This is a genomic window from Paenibacillus lautus (genome assembly GCF_050482385.1).
Classification (GTDB): domain Bacteria; phylum Bacillota; class Bacilli; order Paenibacillales; family Paenibacillaceae; genus Paenibacillus_AQ; species Paenibacillus_AQ lautus_B.
This window is the reverse complement of record NZ_JBCNHV010000001.1, coordinates 990111-1009648: the sequence shown is the minus strand read 5'-3', so window position 1 is coordinate 1009648 and position 19538 is coordinate 990111. Positions and strand designations below refer to the sequence as shown.

At 50.0% G+C, this 19538-nt stretch carries 14 protein-coding genes, 2 tRNA genes and 1 other annotated feature; of the genes, 15 read left to right on the top strand and 1 reads right to left on the bottom strand.

From position 1 onward, the window contains the following. Window positions 1–69: 69 nt before the first annotated feature. Both ilvC and ABEW73_RS04720 read left to right on the top strand, forming a co-directional pair. Window positions 70–1062 (top strand): ketol-acid reductoisomerase, encoded by a 993-nt coding sequence (gene ilvC, locus ABEW73_RS04725; RefSeq protein ID WP_009589347.1) that lies wholly within the window; start codon window positions 70–72, stop codon window positions 1060–1062. A 167-nt stretch (window positions 1063–1229) separates the two neighbouring features. Beyond that, entirely contained in the window at window positions 1230–2768 is a 1539-nt protein-coding gene (locus ABEW73_RS04720) for a 2-isopropylmalate synthase (protein ID WP_430161727.1), read from the top strand. Window positions 2769–3026: 258 nt separating this feature from the next. Here ABEW73_RS04720 and ABEW73_RS04715 read toward each other — a convergent pair whose 3' ends face one another. Continuing rightward, a complete protein-coding gene (locus ABEW73_RS04715) occupies window positions 3027–4007 on the bottom strand; it encodes an aldo/keto reductase (RefSeq protein ID WP_430161729.1) in 981 nt (326 codons plus the stop codon). Window positions 4008–4141: 134 nt separating this feature from the next. Here ABEW73_RS04715 and ABEW73_RS04710 point away from each other — a divergent pair, with 134 nt between their 5' ends. The 13 genes from ABEW73_RS04710 (at window position 4142) to pheT (ending at window position 19399) form a co-directional block, all read left to right on the top strand. Further along, entirely contained in the window at window positions 4142–4909 is a 768-nt protein-coding gene (locus ABEW73_RS04710) for a hypothetical protein (RefSeq protein ID WP_430161731.1), read from the top strand. A 710-nt stretch (window positions 4910–5619) separates the two neighbouring features. Further along, window positions 5620–6696 carry a 3-isopropylmalate dehydrogenase gene (gene leuB, locus ABEW73_RS04705; protein ID WP_430161733.1) on the top strand — a complete coding sequence of 359 codons (1077 nt, stop codon included), beginning with the start codon at window positions 5620–5622 and terminating at the stop codon, window positions 6694–6696. A gap of 174 nt (window positions 6697–6870) precedes the next feature. Beyond that, entirely contained in the window at window positions 6871–7410 is a 540-nt protein-coding gene (locus tag ABEW73_RS04700) for a peroxiredoxin (protein WP_430161735.1), read from the top strand. Window positions 7411–7692: 282 nt separating this feature from the next. Next, window positions 7693–8100, top strand: coding sequence for a hypothetical protein (locus ABEW73_RS04695; protein ID WP_015737147.1), 408 nt, complete (start codon window positions 7693–7695; stop codon window positions 8098–8100). Window positions 8101–8421: 321 nt separating this feature from the next. After that, window positions 8422–9546, top strand: a complete 1125-nt coding sequence (locus ABEW73_RS04690; protein WP_430161737.1) for an ATP-binding protein — start codon at window positions 8422–8424, stop codon at window positions 9544–9546. A gap of 371 nt (window positions 9547–9917) precedes the next feature. Further along, on the top strand, window positions 9918–10880 hold the full coding sequence (locus ABEW73_RS04685) for an aldolase catalytic domain-containing protein (RefSeq protein WP_430161739.1): 963 nt from the start codon (window positions 9918–9920) through the stop codon (window positions 10878–10880). A 177-nt stretch (window positions 10881–11057) separates the two neighbouring features. Further along, window positions 11058–11131: transfer RNA gene (locus ABEW73_RS04680), tRNA-Pro, on the top strand. 76 nt (window positions 11132–11207) lie between these two features. Beyond that, window positions 11208–11278: transfer RNA gene (locus tag ABEW73_RS04675), tRNA-Gly, on the top strand. Window positions 11279–11658: 380 nt separating this feature from the next. Then, on the top strand, window positions 11659–12273 hold the full coding sequence (locus ABEW73_RS04670; RefSeq protein ID WP_430161741.1) for a TetR/AcrR family transcriptional regulator: 615 nt from the start codon (window positions 11659–11661) through the stop codon (window positions 12271–12273). Then, on the top strand, window positions 12270–12914 hold the full coding sequence (locus ABEW73_RS04665) for an HXXEE domain-containing protein (protein ID WP_430161743.1): 645 nt from the start codon (window positions 12270–12272) through the stop codon (window positions 12912–12914). Before ABEW73_RS04670 ends, ABEW73_RS04665 begins: the two co-directional genes overlap by 4 nt. A 650-nt stretch (window positions 12915–13564) precedes the next feature. Next, window positions 13565–15433, top strand: coding sequence for a ribosomal protection-like ABC-F family protein (abc-f, locus tag ABEW73_RS04660; protein ID WP_430161745.1), 1869 nt, complete (start codon window positions 13565–13567; stop codon window positions 15431–15433). Between the two features lie 108 nt (window positions 15434–15541). Beyond that, window positions 15542–15818 (top strand) — a binding site (T-box leader). Window positions 15819–15884: 66 nt separating this feature from the next. Continuing rightward, a complete protein-coding gene (gene pheS, locus ABEW73_RS04655) occupies window positions 15885–16919 on the top strand; it encodes a phenylalanine--tRNA ligase subunit alpha (RefSeq protein WP_430161747.1) in 1035 nt (344 codons plus the stop codon). A gap of 29 nt (window positions 16920–16948) precedes the next feature. Further along, on the top strand, window positions 16949–19399 hold the full coding sequence (gene pheT / locus ABEW73_RS04650; protein WP_430161749.1) for a phenylalanine--tRNA ligase subunit beta: 2451 nt from the start codon (window positions 16949–16951) through the stop codon (window positions 19397–19399). Window positions 19400–19538: the final 139 nt, after the last annotated feature.

The window sequence follows — 19538 nt, the reverse complement described above, 5'->3', positions numbered from 1 at the left end:
AGGGATTCGGTCTATTGAGATACCCGCTCATCATGAAGGGTCTTTAAAATCAAAGGAGGACTTATACAAATGGCAATTACTACTTATTATGAACAAGATGCAGAACTCAGCGTGTTGAAAGACAAAACGATCGCGGTTATCGGTTATGGAAGCCAAGGTCATGCGCAAGCGCAAAACTTGCGCGACAGCGGACTTCAGGTTGTCATTGGTCTTCGTGAAGGCAAGTCGTTCGACAAAGCGAAAAACGATGGATTCGAAGTACTTCCTGTAGCCGAAGCCGTTAGCCGTGCAGATGTAGTACAAATCCTGATGCCGGACGAAACGCAAGCAGCAGTGTACAAGAACGATATCGAGCCAAACCTGAAAAAAGGCGCGGCACTGATGTTCTCCCACGGTTTCAACGTTCATTTTGGTCAAATCGTAGCTCCTAAAGACAACGATGTCCTTCTGGTTGCTCCTAAATCCCCGGGCCACATGGTTCGCCGTACGTATGTTGAAGGCTTTGGCGTACCTGGATTGATCGCAATCGAGAAAGATGCGACTGGACAAGCTAAGGCGATCGGTCTTGCTTATGCCAAAGGTATTGGTTGTACTCGTGCAGGCGTTATCGAAACTTCCTTCCGCGAAGAAACCGAAACAGACTTGTTCGGTGAGCAGGCCGTATTATGCGGCGGTGTATCCGCATTGGTTAAAGCTGGTTTCGAAACGTTGACTGAAGCTGGATACGCGCCGGAAATGGCATACTTCGAGTGTCTGCATGAACTGAAACTGATCGTAGACATGATCTATGAGGGTGGTCTTGCAAGCATGCGCGACTCCATCAGTAACACGGCGGAGTACGGCGATTATGTAACAGGCCCGCGTGTGGTAACCGAAGATACGAAGAAGGCAATGAAAGAAGTCCTTTCCGATATTCAACAAGGTAAATTCGCTCGCGACTTTATCCTTGAGAACCAATCGGGACGCGCGTTCCTGACCGCTACCCGCCGCAACGAGTCCGAGCATCCGATTGAAGTGGTTGGTGCCGAGCTTCGTGAAATGATGCATTGGATCAAGAAATAAGAATATATAGAATTCATAAGGAATTCTTCCGGGTATAGAGCAGTCAAGCATAAGATGGATGATGCTGCTGCACGGGATCCGTTAGATTAAGCAGCCGGCGGCAGGGGATTAAGTCAACCTGCCGCCGGATGTTTACGTCAAGCGATAAACTTCAAGGAGGTGCCGACATGCGAAAGATTTATGTCTTTGATACAACGCTAAGAGATGGAGAACAATCTCCTGGCGTGAATTTGAACACTCGGGAAAAGGTGGAAATTGCCCTTCAACTCGAAAAGTTGAAAATCGACCGCATGGAAGCAGGGTTTCCAGCGGCGTCACCCGGTGACCTGGCTGCTGTGAACGCAGTGGCACGCGCGGTTAAGGATGTCACGGTCATTGGATTGTCACGCTCCAGAGAGAGTGACATCGATGCGGTTCGCGAAGCGCTTCAGGGAGCGCAGGATCCGTGCATTCATGTGTTCCTGGCCACTTCCCCGATTCACCGCAAGTTTAAGCTGCGGATGGAGAAGCAGCAGGTGCTGGAAACGGCGCAGGCCTCGATCCGTTATGCTAAGAAATACTTTTCCAAAGTGGAGTTTTCCCTGGAGGATGCCGGCCGGACGGAGCTGGATTTCATGGCTGAGGTTGTCGGCATGGCTGTGCGCGAAGGAGCCAATGTCGTCAACATTCCGGATACCGTGGGTTATTTGAATCCTTCGGAGTACGGGGCCATCTTCAAATACTTGAAGGAAAATGTTCCGGGCATCGAGAAGGTGCAGTTGAGCGCGCATTGCCATAACGATCTGGGCATGGCGACGGCGAACACCCTTGCCGCCATTCTGAATGGGGCCGATCAGATCGAAGGAACGATCAACGGAATCGGTGAACGTGCAGGTAACACCGCGATTGAGGAAATTGCGATGGCGCTGGAGACGCGTTCCGAGTTTTTCGGAGCGAAGACGGGGCTGGTACTGACAGAAATCGCCCGCACGAGCCGCCTTGTGAGCAAGCTGACCGGTATGGTTGTACCGGGCAACAAAGCGATTGTCGGCGCGAACGCATTCGCTCATGAATCGGGCATTCATCAGGATGGCATGCTGAAAGAGAAGACGACCTACGAAATTATGACGCCAGAGTCCATCGGGCTCAAAGAAAGCAAGCTGGTGTTAGGCAAACACTCCGGCCGCCATGCTTTCCGGGAGAAGCTGCTGGATCTGGGTTATGAGCTGAGCGAGGAGCAGGTGAATGATGCATTCGCCAAATTCAAAGTGCTGGCCGACAAGAAGAAGGAAGTATCCGATGAGGATCTGCTGGCTCTGCTGGAAGAGAAACTGATCGATACGCCGGAAGTGTTCAAGCTGGAAACAATTTTTGTTGCTTACGGCAATGAATCTACGCCGACGGCGCGGGTTCGTATTGCGACAGCGGAGCAGACGATTGAGGGAGAGGCCGAGGGCAACGGTTCCGTGGACGCGATCTATAACGCGATCGACAAGGTGACCGGAGAAGAGGTTACGCTTGCGGATTATTCCATCAAGTCGGTTACGCATGGCAAGGATGCTCAAGGCGAGGTGCATGTGGTGCTGTCGCAGAACGACGTGGCAGCACAAGGCCGCGGCTTGAGCACGGACATTTTGGAGGCAAGTGCAAGAGCTTACGTGGATGCGGTTAACGTCCTGATCGAGAAACGCAAAACGTTTAGCCAGCGCGAGCGCGCTACACTGTAATCCATACTTGGCGTGATGGGAGCTCGGATCGCAGTGTGAGCGCTGAAGGAGCATACCATGAAAAAGAGGGGCCGCTGTTGAAGCGGCTCCTCTTTTAATTGTTTTTTTAACTGTTGGCCAGACGTGTAATGCTGGTATCAAAGACACTTGCACCGAGCATATAACGCCTCATAGCAGTGCGCCGATACCGGCTTGATGCAGCTGATACAACGAGATAAGACGGAGTTTTATTTGGGCGCCGAAGCGAAAGTCCGAATCTTACCAGGCGTAGGCCTGCGGAGCCGCGCCGCCCGGACCCGGGAAGATTTCATCCAGACGTTTCATCACGGATTCATCGAGTTCAATCTCAAGCGCGCGCAGGGAGCTTTCGAATTGCTCCAGCGTGCGCGGTCCGATAATCGGTCCCGTAACCGCCGGGTTCTTAAGTACCCAGGCAAGGGCGACATTGTCCTGCGGTTCGCCGAGCTCCTGGCAGAGTGCCGCGAACTGTTCCAGCTGCGAGCGATACTTCTCCACGCGTTCCGCATTGCCTCCGCTGCGTGTGCCCTCTATTTTCTTAAGCGCATTGCGTCCCAGCAGTCCGCCGTCCAGCGGGCTCCATGGAATGACGCCGAGTCCGAGCTTCTGCGAAGCGGGAAGCACTTCGAGTTCAGGCAATCGACAAGTTAAACTGTATTTATGCTGCTCGGAAACCAAGCCGAGGAAGTGCCGGCTCTGAGCTGCGGCTTGTGCAACTGCAATCTGCCAGCCCGCAAAATTGCTGGATCCGACATATCCGATTTTTCCTTGATGAACCGCAACCTCAAAAGCTCCCCATAGCTCTTCCCATGTGACAGAAGGATCCACGTGATGCATTTGGTACAGCTCGATATGATCTGTCTGCAGACGCTTCAGCGATGCTTCCAGATGACGGCGCAGTTTATAACTTGATAGTCCGGCTTCATTGTTGGGGCCATCCAGAGGATCACTCATGGAGCCGTAGAATTTGGTAGCCAAAACGACTTTCTCGCGGCGGCCCCCGCCTTGATTAAACCAGCGTCCGATAATGGTTTCAGTCAGCCCGGAGTTCTCGCCCCAGCCGTAGACATTGGCCGTATCGAAGAAGTTGACGCCGGCGTCAAGCGCTGCATCCATGATGCGGAAGGCTTCCTTTTCATCCGTGGCAGGACCGAAATTCATCGTCCCCAGACACAAACGACTTACTTTCATACCTGATTTACCTAGAGCAGTGTACTGCATAATCAATGATCACTCCTTGGTCGTTTAGGGTATAAGACAAATTCACCCCTATTGTAGCGTATTGGCAGAAAAATGTAACTAACGGCGTGGGGAAACGTTAATTATAATAATGACTGTTTCAAGGGGGGGCTAGGATGAATCGAATCACTTTTTCCAGAAAATTTTTATTGTGTGCTTTATTGACCTTAACACTGTTGATTAGCGCTTGTACTCCGGCACAACTCCAAAACACAAGCACTGTTGATTCCGCGGGGTCCATCACAAAGCCGCCGGATCTTCAGTCCATATCGCTATCGGATAACAGACAGTTCATACGGGAAACCTTTGATTCCGTGAAAGAACTTCAAGATCATATCCGCATTCGGTCAGGCTCATCTTGGGTTATAGAGGATGAAGATGTGAAGATATCGCTGAGTGATTATGTATTTGCCAAGAAAAATAGAGAATTAATTTATGTCCTGAATCAAGTAAAAGAGATGCCTTCCGATGCCGCATTGCTGCAGGATATGGTTACTACACAGCTAATGGTTAACTATGCCAAACAGTCGGGCGTGGTCGTAACGCCCGAAGAAGTCAGAGAGGCCATCGATTTTCAGAAAGCAGCACTGCATAAAGCTGATCCGAATGACGAGAGCCATCGGTTGATTCGTTACATTATGGAGAACCGCATCCGCATTTCGGGTAAGACGGAAGAAGAGTTTTGGAGCAGTGATGAGGTATATCAGGGCTATCAAACCTCGCTCTACAACAGCAAATTAATACAGAGCATCTTGTCGGACGAGAGCATGAAGGGCATGGACAGTTATGACGAGCTCCAGGAAAGACTGTTCAACGATTTCCAGAAGAAGCATCCCATTCAGGTGCCAGACCTTGACGAGTTGTTCCAAAAAGCAGATCTGTAATATTCTTTCTCTCTTTTCTGGAGTATGAGGCCATTAGCTAAGAGTCCCTCCAAGATGTTACCTTCAAGAGCCGCCCCATGCTTTATGCATAGGGCGGCTCTTCTACCTCCCACCACCCTTGTGGTGAGGGAGATGTGCTCTTCTCCGGAGGCCCGCCAATCCATTAACTTCGAAGCAGCGGAGAGGACGAATCGATTCCGGAAAAGCGAAGCGTTCGCCTTTGGAGCCGAATTTCAACCTCAAAAGTACAATCCAGAAATTCGGCGACAACAGCGATTGGAGGAACGATACGTACTCGGAGCCTCCCACACCAGGCCTGACCTCGAAGCAACGGCCATCAGAAACCTCCCCTCATGACCATCGCTTATGACTTTTGCTCATGACTTCGCTCATGACTATCGCTCATGACTATCGCTCATGACTATCGCTCATGACTATCGCTCATGACCTTCGCTCATGAATTTTGCTCATGACCTTCTCTCATAGCCTTCTCTCAGGACTCCCCACCAGGAACTCCCCCGAAAGAAGCTCCAGTTCAAAAGCGCTCCGTCACCAAAGCGCATCTCTCTGACCACATTCCCCCTACTTATAGGCAAAACGAATTAAGTTCATAGTTTCTATATCTTGGTCAATCGAGGGGGAAGTATGTTACAACAGTAACTAGATGATTAAATACGACCAGTGTATATATAAATAAGGAGTGACGAAGGATGGCAGAAACGAAAAAAATCGCGGTAATCGCCGGAGACGGCATCGGTCCTGAGGTAGTGGCGGAAGCGGAGAAAATCATTAAACGTACCGAAGAGGTATTCGGACTTTCATTCACGACGGAGCATGCGTTGTTTGGAGGCATTGCGATAGACGAGAAAGGAACGCCGTTGCCGGAGGAAACGCTGAGCGTATGTAAAAGCGCCGATGCGGTATTGCTCGGTGCGGTGGGCGGACCGAAATGGGACAACAACTCGAAGGAGCTTCGCCCGGAAACCGGATTGCTCGGTATCCGCAAAGAGCTTGGCCTGTTCTCCAACCTGCGTCCGGCCGTCATTTTCGATTGCTTGAAAGATGCGTCCACATTGAAGCCTGAAGTTCTGGAAGGGACCGACTTGATGGTCGTTCGTGAGCTGACAGGAGGCATATACTTCGGCGAGAAGTTCAGACGCGAAGGTGCTGGTGGGGAAGAAGCGGTAGATACCTGCGTATACAACACGGCGGAGGTAGAGCGCATCGTCCATCAAGCCTTCGAGATTGCACAGAAGCGCCGGAAGAAGCTGGCTTCCGTGGATAAAGCGAACGTGCTGGAAACGTCCCGCTTGTGGCGCGAAACGGTAAACCGTATCGCTCCTGAATATCCGGACGTGGAGCTGGAGCATGTGCTGGTAGACAATTGCGCGATGCAGCTGCTGCGCCGTCCATCCAGCTTTGACGTCATCGTAACCGAGAACATGTTCGGCGACATTCTAAGCGATGAAGCAGCGATGCTGACAGGTTCCATTGGCATGCTGGCATCCGCATCCATGGGCGAAGGAGCTTTCGGTCTGTACGAGCCGGTACATGGTTCGGCACCGGACATTGCCGGTCAAGGCTTGGCAAACCCAATCGCAACGATTCTTTCCGTAGCGCTGATGTACCGCCTCACGTTCGGCTACGACGATGCGGCAGACGCAATTGAACGTGCAGTTGCCGAGGTGCTTGATGCCGGACATCGGACAGCAGACATTGCCGTGGATAAGAGCAAAGCGCTCAGCACGACAGAAATGGGCGATTTGATCGCCGCGGCTATCCGTTAATAGAAGAAGCATTCGTTCAAAGAAATTCCTTATTTATAATAATTATAATAAAGTAACGTTTACAATCTTGACTTTGATTAGCCTCAATGATAACATTTCTATTAAATGTTCATAGGAACATAGCATGTAGGAAATACACGTATTTTCTTACATATGTTAAGGAGGAATTCAATCATGGCAGAACGTTTGGTTGGTAAAGCGGCTCCTGATTTTACAATGGAAACTGTATCAGGAGACGGTAAAGATTTTGGTAAAGTAAGCCTGTCCGACTACCGTGGCAAATGGCTCGTATTCTTCTTCTATCCGCTTGATTTCACGTTTGTATGTCCAACTGAAATCACGGCTCTCAGCGATGCTTACGATCAATTCAAAGCATTGGATACTGAAATTCTGGGTGTAAGTGTTGACTCTATCCACAGCCACAAAGCTTGGATCAACACAGCTAAAGAAGCTAATGGTCTGGGAACATTGAACTTCCCACTGGCTTCCGACATCACCAAAAATGTAGCAAGAGACTACGGTGTTCTGATCGAAGAAGAAGGCGTTGCTCTGCGCGGTTTGTACATCATCGATCCAGAAGGCGAATTGAAATATCAAGTTGTTAACCATAACGACGTAGGCCGCAGTGTAGAAGAAACGCTTCGCGTTCTTCAAGCACTTCAATCCGGCGGATTGTGCGCTATGAACTGGAAACCAGGCGACAGCAACCTGTAATTCCATTTCGTTAAAGTTAAGGCAGCCCTCATTATCTGACATTATGTGCAGGTAATGGGGGTTTTTTCACCTCTGTTTTTATTGGATGAAATCGGGGAAGACTCTTGTTTAGAGAACCGCACTTGCGTTGATATATAATAAATATATAGGCTTACAGACTTAAGTCTAGGGAATCGTGCCTAAATTTTTAATCGAGCTTTTTTTCATGAAGGAATTAGCGGGAGTGAAAGCGAATACAATATTTTGAAACGGTTGAGAATCCACAAAAGGAGGGTGAACGATATGAGTTTTTGCTGTGGGGCTAGTATGATGGGTACAAAGGGTACACTGAAGCATTATCGCACTCAAGTACATAATGTTCCCCTGCTGTCTTGTCCGGTCTGCCATCGCGTCGAAGTACATCATCGGGTTGAGAATGAGTATGAAATATTAGCCGAATATGCCCATGGTGACGGAGCATCTCAGGTGGATTTTCAGGATTATGTGATGGAAGATGAGGACGCGATTTTTGAAAATGTTGTCAACCGGGAGTCGGAGGATCCGCTAACGGTGGTTCAGAGTCAGATTGATATGTCGTTAGATCTCCTGGTGGTTGCCAAATGGATGGAGGATGAGAAGTGGCAGGGCGAACTGAAAAGACGACTTGCCGTGATGAGTCAGCGCAGGCTCCGGCTCCAGAAGCAACCTTAACAGGAATTAATAAAGCCTCGTGAATATTCGGGGCTTTTTTAATGTTTCAAATGGAATCAAAGGGGGTAATATTTATATTAGTTGTTTGGGAATAGGGTTAGGTACAATACATAAACAGAAATACATAAGAACTAAGGATGGTATTTTTATACAATTTTCCATTTTTCGACAGGATTTCTGATTGACGTTTCTTTGTCTCGATGACTATCATGGAAGGAAGCAGATTCGGGCTGCTTCTGATTCAAAGGCGGACAAGCTGATTATTGCAAGGTTTTTTGTCGGTTTGGTGAGTTCAACTTTTCAAGAAAAGGGGGAGCCATCTTGTTGAGTCAAATCCGTGAATCTGAGCTGCAGGCTATTCGTTCTTTTCATTCCAGCCAGCTTATTAGGAACAAGTATGAGAACATACTGGAGAATCTCGACAGCGGGATCATCCTCTTTGATAGTGATGGTGTATTGGCATTTATTAATGTACAGATGGCAAAATTATTAGGTGTATCCCGTAAATCGCTGACTGGCTGTACGCTGACCCAACTATTGCGTCATCCCCAGCTCTCCAGATTCAAGAAGAGAAAAATACTTCGCATTTTCCGGGAAACGGTATTCCATCGCAAGAGATTTCATGAACTGGTTGATGAATATGGCAGATCGTGGCTGATCACCATGACTTATGGGGACCAGATGGAAGGCGATTTTCTGATCAGCGTGAAGGATGTATCCGACTTCAAACGAATTGAGCAAACCGCTTATCAGAACGATAAGCTGGCCATGCTGGGAAAGATCTCGGCATCCATTGCCCATGAGATAAGGAACCCGCTGACCTCCATCCGTGGCTTTATCCAACTGCTTCGTCCACATCTCGTTAGCTTAGGTAAGGACGAATATGCCAGAATTATTCTTACGGAGATCGATCGTGCGAATGATATTATATATGAGTTTCTAAATTCCTCCAAACCCTCTGCTCCAGAAACCAAGATTGTGTCCGTATCCTCTTTATTGAAGGAAGTCGTTCTACTTACTGAAAGTGAAGCCTTAATGAAGGGATGCCAGATTATTCTGCATACGGATAAGACCCCACCTGCGTTTATTTCCGTGGATGTGAAGCAGATCAAACAGGTGATTCTGAATATTATTAAAAATGCCCTGGATGCGATTAATGAGCATCATGACGAGAATATCACCGGAGTGATTGATATTTCCGCCCGCGATACAGGGAAACATATCAACATCTGCATTTCAGATAACGGCGGCGGCATGGATCAGAATACATTGAACCATCTATTCAATCCATTCTTCACGACGAAAGAGAGCGGAACGGGACTGGGATTATCCGTAAGTTACAGTATTATTAGAAATCATGGTGGCTCGATTGCCGTGGATAGTCAGGTTGGCAGCGGGACGGAGTTTGTCATTACATTTCCCAAGTTGGACGTTTCGGAAGTATAAGAAGGTAGGATCCATGCCTGAAATAAATACGAGAGCAGCTGTTCCGATGGAATGGCTTTTTCTTTTTTAGTTTTAGGGGGGAGAAGAACGCATGAAGTGGACATTACAAGGCAGTTTATCATCCGGGCAGGTGCATACCGATGCCATCATCATTCCCGTAACTGGCTTACGTGTCCAAGGAGCGAGGCGTGGATCCCAAAGGGACTACAGGCGTGCTCGTTCGTACCATCACCGACTGGATACTCAAGCAGGCCCAGAGAAGTCCCATATCCCTTTGAAAAACGTCCGTCTTTCGGACGTTTTTGCTTTACTTTTCAACCGGCATTCAAGTATGATGAAGAGAAAAATTGCCGAGAGGAGTTTAGCTTAGAATGATTAAGAGTAGTCAGACAAAGATTGTAGACTGTACCATTCGCGATGGCGGACTGGTAAATAATTGGGATTTTAGTGTGGAATTCGTACAAAATTTATATGCGGGCCTGAATGAGGCTGGCGTGGACTATATGGAAATCGGTTATAAAAATTCGCCTAAACTGCTGAAAGGCGCTGATCAAGCGGGCCCTTGGCGTTTTCTGGATGATGACTTCCTCAGAGAAGTGATTCCTCATAAAGGCAAGACCAAACTGTCCGCACTTGTAGATATCGGCCGTGTGGATGAAGACGATATTTTGCCGCGCGAGGAAAGCTTGCTGGATCTCATCCGTGTCGCTTGTTACATCAAAGACGTGGATAAGGCGCTTGCGCTGGTTCAGACCTTCCACGATCGTGGTTACGAGACTACGCTGAACATTATGGCTCTCTCCAACGTGATGGAGAACGAGCTGCTGGAAGCTTTTGAGCTGATCAAGGAGAGCGTCGTGGATGTGGTCTACATCGTCGATTCTTACGGAAGCCTTGATCATAAAGATATGGAATACCTTGTAAATAAGTTCAAGTCCCATCTGCCGAACAAACGTCTGGGGGTTCATACCCATAACAACATGCAGCTGGCGTTCTCCAACACGCTGGTCGCAGCGGATCTTGGCGTTGAGCTTCTGGATGCATCCGTGTACGGGATGGGACGTGCGGCCGGCAACTGCCCGACTGAGCTTCTGGTTACCCATCTGAAAGGCACGAAGTATGAGCTGCGACCGGTACTGGATATTATCGAGCGCTACATGATCCCTCTTCGCGAAAAAGAAGAGTGGGGTTATATTATGCCTTACATGATTACAGGCACCTTGGACGAACATCCGCGCTCCGCCATGGCACTCCGTGCTTCGGAGGATAAAGACAAAATTGTGGATTTTTATGATAAATTAACGACACCGGAAGTGACCTTCGACAAAAAATAGGCAAGGTGCTTTCACAGCCCTCATATCAGGTCAAGGTAAAGCAGCATCCTTCCCTCCCGGAAAGGATGCTGTTTGCTTTAATATACGGGTGACCCATTTTCCATAAAATACATGTTGAAATTATATGTTCGACATGGTATATTTATTTTTGTCTTCAAAAGACGCCATCTTCATTATCGGGACGTAGCTCAGCTTGGTAGAGCACCTGGTTTGGGACCAGGGGGTCGCATGTTCAAATCGTGTCGTCCCGATTCGCTTATGAATTAGGGCCTCGCAAAAGTAATCGAAAATGCTCCGAAGCATAGCGTCACTTTTGTAGGTATATGTGCGGGTGTAGTTCAATGGTAGAACTCCAGCCTTCCAAGCTGGTAGCGTGGGTTCGATTCCCATCACCCGCTTATAGTTAGAACAGAAACCCTTGGTGACAAGGGTTTTTTGTTTGCGGAAATCTGAATTTGAGAACTTTCGATTTCCCGTTCGATTCCTATAACAAACACCATACATACAAAAAAGTCCTTGAAAGAACAAGGGTTTTTTTTTGTTGTAACGATGCGCTAATCTAACCGAAGCTTGATGGCTGTCGGTAGAGCGCTGCCCAATGCCTCCGCGTGTGGTCCTCTCCGCCATGAAGGGCTAGCGACTTAATATGCTGAAAAAGTGCAGTTTTTTATCGCGTTGGCGGGGAACTTTGGGAGAATTCCGATTGCGTTGTCAAAAAAAAGGGTGGTATACTCGCATTAAACAGTGTTTAAAACAATGTTTAATAAGGAGGGGTTTGATGGCATCGCCAGACCACAGCAATGACACCAAAGAGAAAATTTTGCAGACGACACTAGACGTAATCAAGCGGGAAGGATTCGACAGTGTGACGATTCGCAAGATTGCTTCCCGTTCCGACGCCAACATCGCGCTTGTCAATTACTATTTTGGCTCGAAGGACAAGCTGATCAACGAGGCGATCAAGGGATTGCTGATCGGCTTCCGGGATACCTTCGATGTGCTCGATCACGTGTCTGTGCCACCGAAGGAGCGATTGAAATTATTTTTAACCCGTTACGTTCAGGTCATTCAGCAATATCCGGAGCTGGTGCTGCACACGATAGCGGCCGGCTCGGCGATGTTCGCGTCCCAACATGAGTATGGGGAATTTTTGCAAGCAACTGGATTTCATAAGCTTCAAAAGGTGTTTACAGAGATCACGGGGGAGGAACGGCAGGACTCGTTAATGATGATGATTACGCAAATTTTCGGCGCCATTTTTCTCCCTTCATTAATGAAGCCGTTGCTCGAATCCGGAGCCGGGGTCAAGCCTGCTCCCATCGACCGGCAAATCGATTTTTTGTTTGAGCGCTATTTTCCTGAACATGGAGGAGTAAAGGAGCGAGGAAAATGAAATTTCTAAGAGGTTATTGGCAGGATCTGGGCATCGTTGTCGCCTTCTTTGTATGTATTGGATTGTTGATCAATGGGGATCGCATGCCGGAAATCGAAACCATTTTATGGCTCAGCTTTGTGGCGATATTGGTGCATCAATTCGAAGAATATCGGTGGCCGGGGTATTTCGGAGGGCTGTTTAACGGCGTCATTTTTCGAAGCGAGCATCCGGAACGCTATCCGCTGAATACGCAGTCTGCTATGATCATCAACCTCGGAATCGCTTATCTGTTTTACCTTCTTCCCGTGTTTGTCCCGCATCTCATCTGGCTTGGTCTTGCCCCCGTCTTCATGGGCTTTTTCCAATTTATTTGGCACGGCATATTTGCCAACATCAAAGCAAAAACGATATACAATCCCGGCTTGGGCGCCGTCCTGCTGTTTCATTTTCCGATCGGCGGCTGGTATATCTATCATATCGTTAGTCACAATCTGGCAAGTGCGTGGGATTGGATTTTGGGCTCGGTTTATTTTGTTATCGCCGCATATATTTTCATCATCAAGGGGAATATGTGGCTGAAGGACGAACACTCGCCATATTCGTTTTCTCCGAAGCAGCTAGGCCCTTATAACGTGTCTGCAAAAAAGAAAAACGCATAGGTGTCGGTACGGATCGGCCCCGTATCCCCCAAGCGATAATGGCGACGAGCTTTCAGGCGGGAGTGGAGGCTTCGAAAGCAACCGATGGAGATCCGAACACGGTATGGGTCGACGACGAAATATAGGAGCGACATTAGGCCCCTGCAAAGTTCTGGTCATCCAGACGGTTGACGGCGGTGTTGAGCGATACGGGCGAGATGAGTTTACCCCTTTTACAAGTGCAGAATATCTGTTATAATGGCCATAATTTCATTCCAAGAATGCGAGGTAACCTAGTCCAATGAAGTAAGACACCCTTTTCTCTAAACAACTGCATGTGTTTTGCAGGCGTTTCTCTACGGCGGTAGAGGAGAGATTTGGTGTGTCTGAACAATGTGACTGGGGTGCCTCTTTTTGTTATGTTGAAATGGTACTCTATTGCAATACAATCACATCCATGGAACGGATTTGCAGCTTCCGCTAACGGCGAGGTTATTGAGCTTCATTTCAATAGCAGTCAAGGCTGGACTGGAATGAACAGCCGAAGTTAGTATCAGTCGTGCGAATTCGTCCCGTTAATTCAGACCAAACCCATACCTCTCTTTATAACATCCGCCGCAGGCCATCGCTTGCGGTTTTTTAGTTTTTTCAAAGAGAGAGGATGAAGCGATATGACCATGATTCTAAAAGCGAAAGATATAAGTATGGAGCTCCAAGGAAGGCCGCTGTTTGAAGGTATTCAGCTGGAGGTGGCGGAAGGAGAACGGATTGCACTGTACGGGCGAAACGGTACCGGCAAAACCACGCTTCTCTCGATCCTGGCCGGCGAGCTCGAACCGACCTCGGGCGTTGTGGAGACGATTCTCCCGCGAGAGCGCTGGGGCTGGCTCAGGCAGCAGGATGAGCCGGACGAAATCGATAGGAGTGCCATCGATACGGTGCGCAGCCGCAGTCATCCTTCATTATGGCAGCTGAAGCTTCAGCTTGCCGGCGTCGAGCAGCAGATGAATGGCGGCAGCCCTGAAGAAATGGAACCATTGCTTGAGCAATATGGCAATCTGCTGGAGCGTTATGAGTCCCAGAACGGTTTCCAGTGGGAGACCGAGGTGGAGAAAGCGATGACGATGCTGGGCATCGGGCCAGAGGTGTGGCCTGTATCCTACCGCGAGCTGAGCGGAGGCCAGAAGACGAAGGTCATGCTGTCAGGGCTCCTTGTATCGGCACCGAAATTTTTACTGCTCGACGAGCCCACGAACCATTTGGACAGCGAGAGCTTGGTCTGGCTGGAGCAGTGGCTGGTGTCGTCCTATAAAGGCACTGTGTTGTTTGTTTCTCATGACAGGGAATTCATCGACCGGGTAGCAACCTCTGTATGTGAGCTGACCTCGGAGGAACTCCGGCGTTACCGGGGAGGATATACGGATTACCGCCGCGAAAAGGAGCGGGAGCTGCGCGAACAGGAGACGCTTTACCGGAAGCAGGAGCTGGCCCGCAAAGCGCTGGAGGAATCAATCCGAAGATACGAGGAGTGGTTCCATAAAGCGCATAACGCGGCCGGGGACGTCAATGACGTCAAGATCACCGCCAGCTTTTACAAGGCCAAGGCCAAGAAGAACATCTCCAGATATCATGCCAAGGAAAAAGCGCTGGAACGGCTGGAAGCAGAGCGGGTGGATAAACCGCGAAGCGGTCCTAAGCTGAACATGGAGCTGGAAGGGGAAGCTTTCGGCGGTCGGACCCTTGTCCAAGTGAAGGACATCTGTTTTGGTTATGAAGATCAACCGCTTTTTAATAAGCTCACCTTCTATTTGAACCGCGGCGACCGGTTGGCCGTAAGAGGCCCTAACGGGAGCGGGAAAACGACACTGCTCAAGCTGCTGCTGGGCGAAATCGAACCGCAGGAGGGCCGAATTACCCGAAATCCATCCGTTAAGATCGGTTATTTCTCACAGGAACTTGAGGGGCTGGAACCCGAAACCACGCTGCTGGACAGCCTGCTCGTCATTCCGGGAATGACGGAGAGCCGTGCGCGTACCTTGCTGGGATCGTTCCTCTTCAGGCGGGACGATGTGTTTAAGAAGATGGGGCAGCTGAGCATGGGGGAGAAGTGCAGAACGGCTTTTCTCAAGCTGTATTTCAGCGGGGCGCATCTGCTCGTGTTGGATGAACCCTCGAATTACCTGGATGTGGATACCCGCGAGGTGATTGAACAAGTGCTCGTGAGTTTTCCGGGTGCGATTGCGCTCGTATCCCACGACCGGTATCTGGTGCGCCAAATCGCGAACCGGCTGCTCACGCTGAAGCCTGGGGAAGCTCCGGTTTGGTTTGAGGGAAGTGTGCACGAGGAGGAGGAACAGGCTTCGCGGGCCGGTGTGATCAGGGGGAATACGGAGAAGGACAATCGGCGAATGGAGCTTGAATATCGGATTCAGGAATTACTGGGCTTATCAGCCGAAGATTTTGAAGCTGGGGGCGAGGCCAGCTGGCTTACCGAGATCAGGGAGCTCCGGGCTGAGCTGACAAGACTTCAGTCGGAATAAGATCAGGGATCACGATTAAAATCAGTCAGTTGCGGTTAAAATGGGGAAATGAAACTTGCCATATCCCGAAAGGTTGCATATAATAAACCCTATATATTTGCATATGTAATAAATGCGTGGATGGAGAAAAGTAGCTAGTGCCTCTTTACAGGGAAGGGATGCCGTGGATTGAGAGTGTCCCTATAGAAACAGGCTAGTGAAGTTCGCTCCGGAGCAGTTCCCTGAACACGGCATGCAGCCGGTCAGTAGGGGATAACGGGTCCGATTCGTTACGTCGGTCAAGTGAGCATGATGAGGCATACTCAGGGCCTAAGGCTTTTTCCCGCCTTGGTTAGGGTATGATGCATGTTAACAAGGGTGGTACCACGGTCTCTTCGTCCCTTTTCGGGAGGAGAGGCCTTTTTTGTTTTCAGGAAAATGATGGAGTTTACAAAGGGGTGTGCGAATAGCCATGAAGGAAAAATTAGAAGCATTGAAGCAGGAAGCCTTGGCACAATTGCAGGATGTTATCGATCCGCAGCAGCTGAATGATTTGCGGGTGAAATACCTTGGCAAAAAAGGTGCTTTGACGGAAATCCTGCGCGGAATGGGAGCGCTGAGCGCAGAAGAGCGTCCCGTTATCGGCCAGGTGGCCAATGACGTTCGGGGCGCGATCGAGGAAGTTATTTCCAGCAAGCAGGAAGCGTTCCTGCAGCAGGAAACCGAAGAGCGCCTGCGTGCAGAGAAGGTGGACGTAACCCTTCCGGGGCGTAAGCTCAGCCAAGGCGCGGTTCATCCTTTGAGCAAGGTGATCCAGGATATTGAGGATATTTTCATCGGGATGGGTTATCAGGTAGCGGAAGGTCCCGAGGTGGAAACGGACTACTTCAACTTCGAAGCGCTGAATCTGCCGAAGAATCACCCGGCACGCGACATGCAGGATTCCTTCTATTTGACGGAGGATCTGCTGATGCGTACTCAGACATCCCCGGTGCAAGCCCGGACGATGCTGTCGATGAATGGAAAAGCGCCTGTCAAAATCATCTGCCCGGGCCGTGTATTCCGCCGGGACGACGATGATGCGACGCATTCGTTCCAGTTCCATCAAATCGAGGGCTTGGTCATCGGCGAGAACATTCGCATGAGTGATCTGAAAGGGACGCTGCTGCAATTCGTGCAGGAGATGTTCGGCGATAACACGCAGATCCGTCTGCGTCCAAGCTTCTTCCCGTTCACGGAGCCGAGCGCGGAAGTGGACGTATCCTGTGTAAGATGCGGCGGCAGTGGCTGCCGCGTATGCAAGCAAACAGGCTGGCTTGAGATTTTAGGCTGCGGCATGGTTCATCCGAAGGTGCTTGAAATGGGCGGTTATGACCCTGAGAAGTACAGCGGTTTTGCTTTCGGTATGGGGGTTGAGCGGATTGCCATGCTGAAATACGGCGTGGATGACATCCGTCACTTCTTCAACAACGATACAGCATTCTTGAATCAATTCACGCGGATCTAATTTTAACGATAAAGGGAAGTGAATAGACAATGAGAGTTTCAACCGATTGGTTGTCCGATTATATTTCGCTCGAAGGCGTAACCTCAGAGGATTTGGCAAGCCGTATTACTTCGGCTGGTATTGAAATCGATGTGATCGAGAAACGGAATCAAGGCATTAACAAAGTGGTCGTAGGCTACGTCAAGAGTAAGGAGAAGCATCCTGACGCAGACAAGCTGAATGTATGTATCGTGGATGCGGGTCAGGAGGAAGATCTCCAGATCGTCTGTGGAGCCAAAAATGTGGATGCAGGCCAGAAGGTGCCGGTGGCGCTTGTAGGCGCGAAGCTGCCTGGCGGTATGGATATCAAGAAGGCCAAGCTGCGCGGCGTGCTCTCCCAAGGCATGATCTGCTCGGCGAAGGAACTAGGCATGAATGACAAACTGCTGCCTAAAGAGCTGCAGGAAGGGATTCTGGTACTTCCGGCTGACACAGAAATCGGCAAACCGATTGTGGATGTGCTGGGTCTGAACGATGAAATTTTGGAGCTGGATCTGACGCCGAACCGCTCTGACTGTCTCAGCATGCTGGGAGCAGCTTACGAAGTGAGCGCCATTCTGGGGCGCGAGCTGAGTCTTCCGAACCCGGAGAAGGAAATTCTGGAGGTTCAAGATGCAGCAGCCGATCATATCTCGGTTACGATCGGGGCTGACGAGCAGTGCAGCCATTACGCGGCACGTTATATTACCGGAGTGAAGATCGGTCCTTCTCCGCTGTGGATGCAAAACCGGTTGATGGCAGCGGGCGTACGCCCGATCAGTAATATCGTGGACATTACGAACTATGTGATGCTGGAATATGGCCAGCCGCTGCATGCTTTTGATGCAGATCAGCTGAAGGATGGCTCGGTCCATGTGCGTATGGCTGAAGCTGGAGAAACGATGGTAACGCTGGACGGAACGGAGCGTCGCCTGGAGCCGCATATGCTGGTGATTACAGCAGGGGGCAAGCCGGTAGCCTTGGCTGGCGTTATGGGCGGCCTGGACTCCGAAGTAACGGAGAGTACGGTGAATATTTTCCTGGAGTCGGCTAAGTTTGATGGCGGTACCGTTCGCAAAACATCTCGTCAGCTGGGACTGCGTTCGGAGGCAAGCTCCCGCTTCGAGAAGGAAGTGGATCCTGCCGCAGTTATTCCCGCACTGAACCGTGCAGCAGCATTGATGGCGAAATATGCCGACGGCGCTGTCCATCAGGGAATCGTCGAAGCAGGCAGTGCGGACACCGAGCCTACCGTGATTACGTTGTCTCTGGAGAAGCTCAATCGTTATCTGGGTACGGAGCTGTCTCTGCTTGAGGTGAAAACGATTTTCGCCCGACTGCATTTCCCTTGCGGAGATTCGGGCCAAGGATTGGTGGATGTTCAGGTGCCGTCTCGCCGCGGCGATATCGTGCTTGACGTAGACCTCATTGAAGAAGTGGCCCGTCTGTATGGATACGACAATATTCCGACAACGGCCATTGAAGGTCCGACGACACCGGGTTCATTGACCGCAGCACAGGCCATTCGCCGCTCGCTTCGCCGTTTACTGACGCATAGCGGATTCCAGGAGGTTCTGGGTTATTCCTTCATCCATCCGCAGCAAGCGGAAATGTTCACCTCCCTGTCGTCAGATGGCACGGCGGTTAAGCTGGCCATGCCAATGAGCGAGGACCGCAGCGTCCTTCGCACCAGCCTGCTTCCGCAGCTGCTGGATATCGCGGTGTACAACCATAACCGCAAGCAGCCGGACTTGGCCCTGTTTGAAATAGGGAACCTGTTCCATACGCATGAGAAGACGTTGACAAAGCAGCCGCTGGAGCGCCCGGTTCTCGGGTTGCTGCTGACGGGACGCAAAGGCAATAAGCAATGGAATGTCCAGCCGGCCAAGATCGATTTCTTCGATTTGAAGGGGGCGCTCGAAACGGTGCTCGACTACCTTGGAATTCGCGCAGAGGAGATCACTTACGAGGCCAACGGACCGGCGGGCTTCCACCCGGGACGTTCCGCTTCCGTATATGCGGGTCAAGGCGAGAACAAGCAGCTGTTAGGTGTACTTGGACAAATTCATCCGAAGACGCAGCAGGAGCTGGATTTGGAAGATACCTATGCCGCCGAGATTCTCCTTAAGCCGCTGTATGATCTGACTAACGCCCGCGTCGTTTACCGCGATTTGCCTAGATTCCCGGGTATGGAACGCGATCTTGCCATCGTGGTGAATGAGGAGGTTGAAGCAGGCTCCCTGATTCAAGTGATCAAGGAGAATGCAGGTGAGCTTCTGCAGCAGATTCAGGTATTTGACGTCTTCACAGGCAGCAAGCTTGGAGAGGGTAAGAAGAGTGTTGCCATCTCCCTGACGTACCGTCATCAGGAACGGACGCTGACCGATGAAGAGGTTGCTAGCGTCACGGAAAAAGCGGTTGCTGCCCTTCAGCAAACTTTTGGCGCAGAATTAAGAAAATAGCAGGAATTGTGAACGCCGGCATCGAATCCATTACATCAGGGATTCGATGCGGGCTTTTTTGCTCTAAATTGAACTGGGATTTGCATCTGGACGCCCGCAGGGTACATAATTATAAGCACAAAACTGTGTTATCATATAC